This window comes from Saccharopolyspora sp. NPDC049357 (assembly GCF_040677225.1).
GTDB lineage: Bacteria > Actinomycetota > Actinomycetes > Mycobacteriales > Pseudonocardiaceae > Saccharopolyspora.
In genome coordinates this window covers 1-5,593 of record NZ_JBFAQJ010000081.1, presented here as the reverse complement: position 1 = coordinate 5,593, position 5,593 = coordinate 1, and the positions used below count along the sequence as shown (strand labels likewise).

The following is a 5,593-nucleotide window of genomic DNA, read 5'->3' as shown; positions in this document are numbered from 1 at the left end:
GTCCGGAACCGAGCGAACCGCCGTCGGCGTCGGTGAGGCGATCACACGCGGTCGCCTCACCCGAGGGCGCGGAGTCCTGGCGTCACTCGACCCAGTCGAAGGTCTTGGTGACCGCCTTCTGCCAGTTGGCGTACTGCTTCTCGCGGAGCTCCTCCGTCATCGACGGGTCCCACTGCTTGTCCTTGGCCCAGTTGCTGCGGATGTCGGCTTCGCTCTCCCAGAAGCCGACCGCGAGGCCGGCCGCGTAGGCGGCGCCGAGCGCGGTGGTCTCGTTGACCTTCGGCCGGATCACCGGAACGCCCAGGATGTCCGCCTGGAACTGCATCAGCAGCTCGTTGACGACCATGCCGCCGTCGACCTTCAGCGACTTCAGCGGGACACCGGAGTCGGCGTTCATCGCCTCGATGACCTCGCGGGTCTGGAAGGCCGTGGCCTCCAGCACCGCTCGGGCGAGGTGACCGCGGTTGACGTACCGGGTGAGCCCGACGATCGCGCCGCGCGCGTCCGAGCGCCAGTGCGGCGCGAACAGACCGGAGAAGGCGGGCACGAAGTACGCGCCGCCGTTGTCGTCCACGCTGGACGCGACCTGCTCGATCTCCGGAGCGCTGCCGATCATGCCGAGGTTGTCCCGCAGCCACTGCACCAGCGAACCGGTGACCGCGATCGAGCCCTCCAGGCAGTAGATCGTGTCGTTGTCGCCGATCTTGTAGCCGACCGTGGTCAGCAGGCCGTTCTGGCTGATGACGCGCTCGGTCCCGGTGTTGAGCAGGACGAAGTTGCCGGTGCCGTAGGTGTTCTTGGCCTCACCGGGCGACAGGCACGCCTGCCCGAAGGTGGCGGCCTGCTGATCGCCGAGGATGCCGGCGATCGGGATCCCGGCGAACACACCGCGCTCGCGGAACTGCCCGTAGACCTCCGAGGAGGAGCGGATCTCCGGCAGCATCGACATCGGCACGCCGATCTCGGCGCAGATGTCCGGATCCCACTGCAGGGTCTCCAGATCCATCAGCAGCGTGCGCGAGGCGTTGGTCGGGTCGGTGACGTGGAGTCCGCCGTCCGGGCCACCGGTGCAGTTCCACAGCACCCAGGTGTCCATGTTGCCGAACAGCAGCTCGCCCTTCTCGGCGCGCTCCCGGATGCCCTCGACGTTGTCCAGCAGCCACTTCACCTTCGGGCCGGAGAAGTAGGTCGCCAGCGGCAGACCGGTCTTCGCCTGGAAGCGGTTCTGCCCCTCCTTCGCGCCCAGTTGGCTGACGATCTCGTCGGTGCGGGTGTCCTGCCAGACGATGGCGTTGTAGACCGGCTTTCCGGTGGCCTTCTCCCAGACCACCGTGGTCTCACGCTGGTTGGTGATGCCGCAGGCGGCGATGTCGGAGGAGACCAGGTCTGCCTTGGCCAGGGCGCCCGCGCACACCTGGCGGACGTTGTTCCAGATCTCGACCGGGTCGTGCTCGACCCAGCCGGCCTTGGGGAACAGCTGGCGGTGCTCCTTCTGGTTGACCGCGACCACTCTGCCGGAGTGGTCGAAGATCATGCACCGCGAGGACGTGGTCCCCTGGTCAATGGCGGCGATGTACGAGGCCATTGTTCAAACCTTCCTTGTCCGGTCAGCTGCTGATGGGCAGAGCGAGGGCCAGCAGCGCCGCCAGCGCGCCACCGATGATCGGTCCGGCGATCGGGACCCACGAGTAGCCCCACTCCGCCGAACCCTTGCCGCGAATGGGCAGGATCGCGTACGCGATGCGCGGACCCAGGTCACGCGCCGGGTTGATGGCGTACCCGGTCGGTCCGCCGAGCGAGTTGCCGATGCCGATCACGATGAAGGCGACCGCCGCGTAGCCGAGCGCGGCGTTGCCGAAGTCCGGAACTCCCGGGGTGTCGCCGGCGGTGGCCGGCGGGTTGGTGATGATCCAGAACACCAGCACGAAGGTGCCGATGATCTCGGTGATCAGGTTCCACGGAGCGTTCGGGACCGTCGGTCCGGTGCAGAAGATCCCCCGGGTGTTGGCGGGCTCCTCCGTCGTGTCGAACTGCAACTTGTAGGCCGCCCAGCACAGGACCGCACCCAGTACGGCACCGATCATCTGCGCGATGATGTAGACGGGGACCTGCGACCACGGGGTGTCCCCGTAGATCGCCAGTCCGATGGTGACCGCGGGGTTGATGTGCGCCCCGGCAGGTTCGGCGATGCTGGCGCCGGCGAAAACCGCGAAGCCCCAGCCGAAGTTCACCAGCAGCCATCCGCCGCCGACTCCGAGGCTCCTGCTCAGCGTCACGTTCGCCACGACGCCGCAGCCCATGAGCGTCAGTATCGCCGTCCCGAGCAGCTCCCAGAGGAATACCTCGCCAAGACTGGTCATACTCCCGTTCCCCTCGTGATGCCGCCGTTGGCACAGGCGGGTGTTCGGTGTCTGTCCGACATGGAGCGAGTCGGGACGGTACTGCCGCATGGCAACACGTGTCCATGAGTGCCGCCAGTCGTGCGCAGCACGTTCGTCTGTACCGCCTAATCCCGGAGCTCGCCCGGTGGTAGCGCGGAGTCGGAGATCCCCGGTGCCGGGCTCCCGGTGTGGGGACACCGGCGTCCGGCACGCCTGGACCGAGTGATCGGCCCCGGCTACCGGACGACACTTTAATCACAAACTCCGTGTGAAAAGAAGCGTTGCGGACTGGTTGAGATGGTGTTTTTATCGAGTTGTACGGTGAGCTTGCGGTGACGGAGGTGATCCGGCCGCAGTCAGCGCCACTCGGAGCGAGGAGCCGCCATGTCCGGCCGACGACCGTCCGGCAAGCAGCAGGACCGGCGCCGCAAGATCACCGAACTGGTGATGGCGGAGGGCACCCTGCGCATCGACGACCTGGTCGCGACCATCGGGGCCAGCGCCATGACCGTGTACCGGGATCTCGCCGACCTGGAATCGCAGGGGCTGGTGCACCGCAACAGGGGCAACGTCTCGGCCGCCTCGTCGCTGCTCTACGAAGCGGCTTCGGAATACCGGCTGCAGCAGAACCAGCCCGAAAAGGAGGAACTGGCCCGCGCCGCCGCCGAGCTCATCGAGCCCGGGCAGGCGCTGGTGCTCGACGACTCCACCACCGGCGTGCACCTGGCGCGGTTGCTGCCCGAACGCGCGCCGCTGACGGTCGTCACCAACCACCGCGGCGTTTTCGACGAGCTCGCCGCCGCCCCCGGGATCAGCTTGATCTGCGTCGGCGGCGACTACCTGCCGTGGGCGGACGCGTTCGTCGGTGGCATGGCGCTGGACTCGCTGCGCAACCTCCGCGTCGACCTGGCGATCATGTCGGTGTCGGCGGTGACCGACGGCATCGGCTGCTACCCGCAGCAGGAGATGGTGCAGATCAAGAAGGCGATGCTGGCCGCGGCTCAGCGCACAGTGCTCTACGTTGACCACACGAAGTTCCACCGGCGCGCGCTGCACGCGGTCGCGCCCGTCGAGGACTTCGACATCGTCATCGTGGATTCGAAAACCCCCGGCCACCAGATCGAAGTGCTGCGCGAGCGGGGAGCGCTCGTCGAACAGGCGACCCCAGCGGGACGCGCTGCGCCAGGCACGGACAGTGCTGGTCGGGCATGATGACCACCGTGGTGCGCCACCTGCGCGCAGGTCCGGTTCCGCGTCGGCGGTGGGTTTAACGGTGGGACGCGATCAAAGCGAGGAGGACGCGGTGTCCAAGTCCAAGGACAAGACCGAGACCGGAAACCGGCTGAAGGGCTCGTTGGGACCCACCGAGCGGGCCGAGAACTGGAAGCGGCTCGAACGCGACGAGTTCGACGTCGTGGTGATCGGCGGCGGCGTCACCGGCGCCGGCGCGGCGCTGGACGCGGCGACCCGGGGACTCCGGGTCGCGCTGGTGGAGGCCCGCGACCTGGCGGCCGGGACCTCCAGCCGTTCCAGCAAGCTTTTCCACGGCGGACTCCGCTACCTGGAGCAGCTGGAGTTCTCCCTGGTGCGCGAGGCCCTGCGGGAACGCGAGCTGATGCTGACCAGGCTCGCGCCGCACCTGGTCAAGCCCGTCCCGTTCCTGTACCCGCTGACGCGCCGCTTCTGGGAACGCCCCTACACGGCGGCCGGTCTGCTCATGTACGACACGATGGGCGGTGCCCGCTCGGTGCCGGGGCAGAAGCACCTCAGCCGCGCCGGTGCGCTGCGGATGGTTCCCGCGCTCAAGCGCAGCGCGATGATCGGCGGCATCCGCTACTACGACGCGCAGGCCGACGACGCCCGGCACACCATGACCGTCGCCCGCACGGCCTCGCGCTACGGCGCCGTGGTCATGACCTCCACGCAGGTCACCGGCTTCCTGCGGGAGGCCGACCGGATCGCGGGCGTCAAGGTGCGCGACGTGGAGACCGCCGAAGAGGTCGAGGTCCGCGCCCACGCGGTGATCAACGCGACCGGTGTGTGGACCGACGAGCTGCAGAAGCTCTCCGGGGGTCGCGGGCGGTTCCGCGTCCGCTCCAGCAAGGGCGTGCACATCGTCGTCCCGCGCGACCGGATCGTCGCCGAGACCGGCATGATCCTGCGCACCGAGAAGTCCGTGCTGTTCGTCATCCCGTGGGGAAACCACTGGATCATCGGCACCACCGACACCGACTGGCACCTCGACCTCGCGCACCCGTCGGCGACCAAGGCCGACATCGACTACCTGCTCGAACACGTGAACTCGGTGCTGGCGACCCCGTTGACGCACGACGACATCGAGGGCGTCTACGCCGGTCTGCGGCCGCTGCTGGCGGGCGAGAGCGAGGAGAGCTCCAAGCTCTCCCGCGAACACGCGGTCGCGCGGGTGGCCCCGGGGCTGGTGGCCATCGCCGGTGGCAAGTACACGACCTACCGGGTCATGGCCGCCGACGCGGTCGACGCCGTCGCGCCCGACGTCCCCGGCCGGATGGCCTCGTCGATCACCGACCAGGTTCCGCTGATCGGCGCCGACGGCTACCACGCGCTGGTCAACCAGGCTGACCAGCTGGCCAGCGCGCACGGCCTGCACCCGTACCGGATCCGGCACCTGCTGGACCGCTACGGCTCGGAGATCCACGAGGTGCTCGCGGCAGGCGAGGAGCGACCCGACCTGCTCAAGCCGGTCCCGGCCGCCCCGAACTACCTCCAGGCGGAGATCGTCTACGCGTGCAGCCACGAAGGCGCGATGCACCTGGAGGACGTGCTCACCCGGCGCACCCGCATCTCCATCGAATACCCGCACCGGGGCGTGGACTGCGCTGACGCCGTGGCACGGCTGATGGCGGCCGAGCTCGGCTGGGACGAGGAGACCATCACCCGCGAGGTCGCGGTCTACACCCAGCGGGTAGAAGCCGAACGCGACTCGCAGACCGAACCCAGCGACCAAGCGGCCGACGCCAAGCGCTCCGCGGCCCCGGAAGCCAGGATCAGCCTCCTGGAACCGGTGGTCTGACACGCGCTCGATGGCCCCGTCCTCGGACGGGGCCATCGTCATGAGCACGGCGCAGCCGAGCCCGGCACGCTTCCAAGGAAGGGCGAGGTGGTCGTCGACACCGACGAACATCCCCGCGCCGACACCTCGCTGGAGTCGCTGGCACGGTTGCGACCGATCC

Annotated in this window: 4 protein-coding genes; 2 read left to right on the top strand and 2 right to left on the bottom strand. The window is 68.7% G+C overall.

Going from position 1 to position 5,593, the window contains the following annotated elements; genetic code table 11:
- Positions 1-82 precede the first annotated feature (82 nt).
- Together glpK and AB0J91_RS32785 are read right to left on the bottom strand one after the other, a co-directional pair.
- A complete protein-coding gene (gene glpK, locus AB0J91_RS32790; RefSeq protein ID WP_363876868.1) occupies positions 83-1,585 on the bottom strand; it encodes a glycerol kinase GlpK in 1,503 nt (500 codons plus the stop codon).
- Positions 1,586-1,607: 22 nt separating this feature from the next.
- The gene (locus AB0J91_RS32785; RefSeq protein ID WP_363876865.1) at positions 1,608-2,360 is read right to left on the bottom strand and encodes an MIP/aquaporin family protein; all 753 of its coding nucleotides are present in this window, start codon (positions 2,358-2,360) and stop codon (positions 1,608-1,610) included.
- 405 nt (positions 2,361-2,765) lie between these two features.
- Between AB0J91_RS32785 and AB0J91_RS32780 the strand changes: the two genes are divergently transcribed.
- Entirely contained in the window at positions 2,766-3,593 is an 828-nt protein-coding gene (locus AB0J91_RS32780; protein WP_363789839.1) for a DeoR/GlpR family DNA-binding transcription regulator, read from the top strand.
- A 91-nt stretch (positions 3,594-3,684) separates the two neighbouring features.
- Positions 3,685-5,433 (top strand): glycerol-3-phosphate dehydrogenase, encoded by a 1,749-nt coding sequence (gene glpD / locus AB0J91_RS32775; RefSeq protein ID WP_363876862.1) that lies wholly within the window; start codon positions 3,685-3,687, stop codon positions 5,431-5,433.
- The last annotated feature ends 160 nt before the right edge of the window (positions 5,434-5,593 follow it).

Coding starts and splice junctions, on each gene's coding strand:
- glpK (WP_363876868.1), bottom strand. CDS start 1,585: ATGGCCTCGTACATCGCCGCCATTGACCAGGGGACCACGTCCTCGCGG.
- AB0J91_RS32785 (WP_363876865.1), bottom strand. CDS start 2,360: ATGACCAGTCTTGGCGAGGTATTCCTCTGGGAGCTGCTCGGGACGGCG.
- AB0J91_RS32780 (WP_363789839.1), top strand. CDS start 2,766: ATGTCCGGCCGACGACCGTCCGGCAAGCAGCAGGACCGGCGCCGCAAG.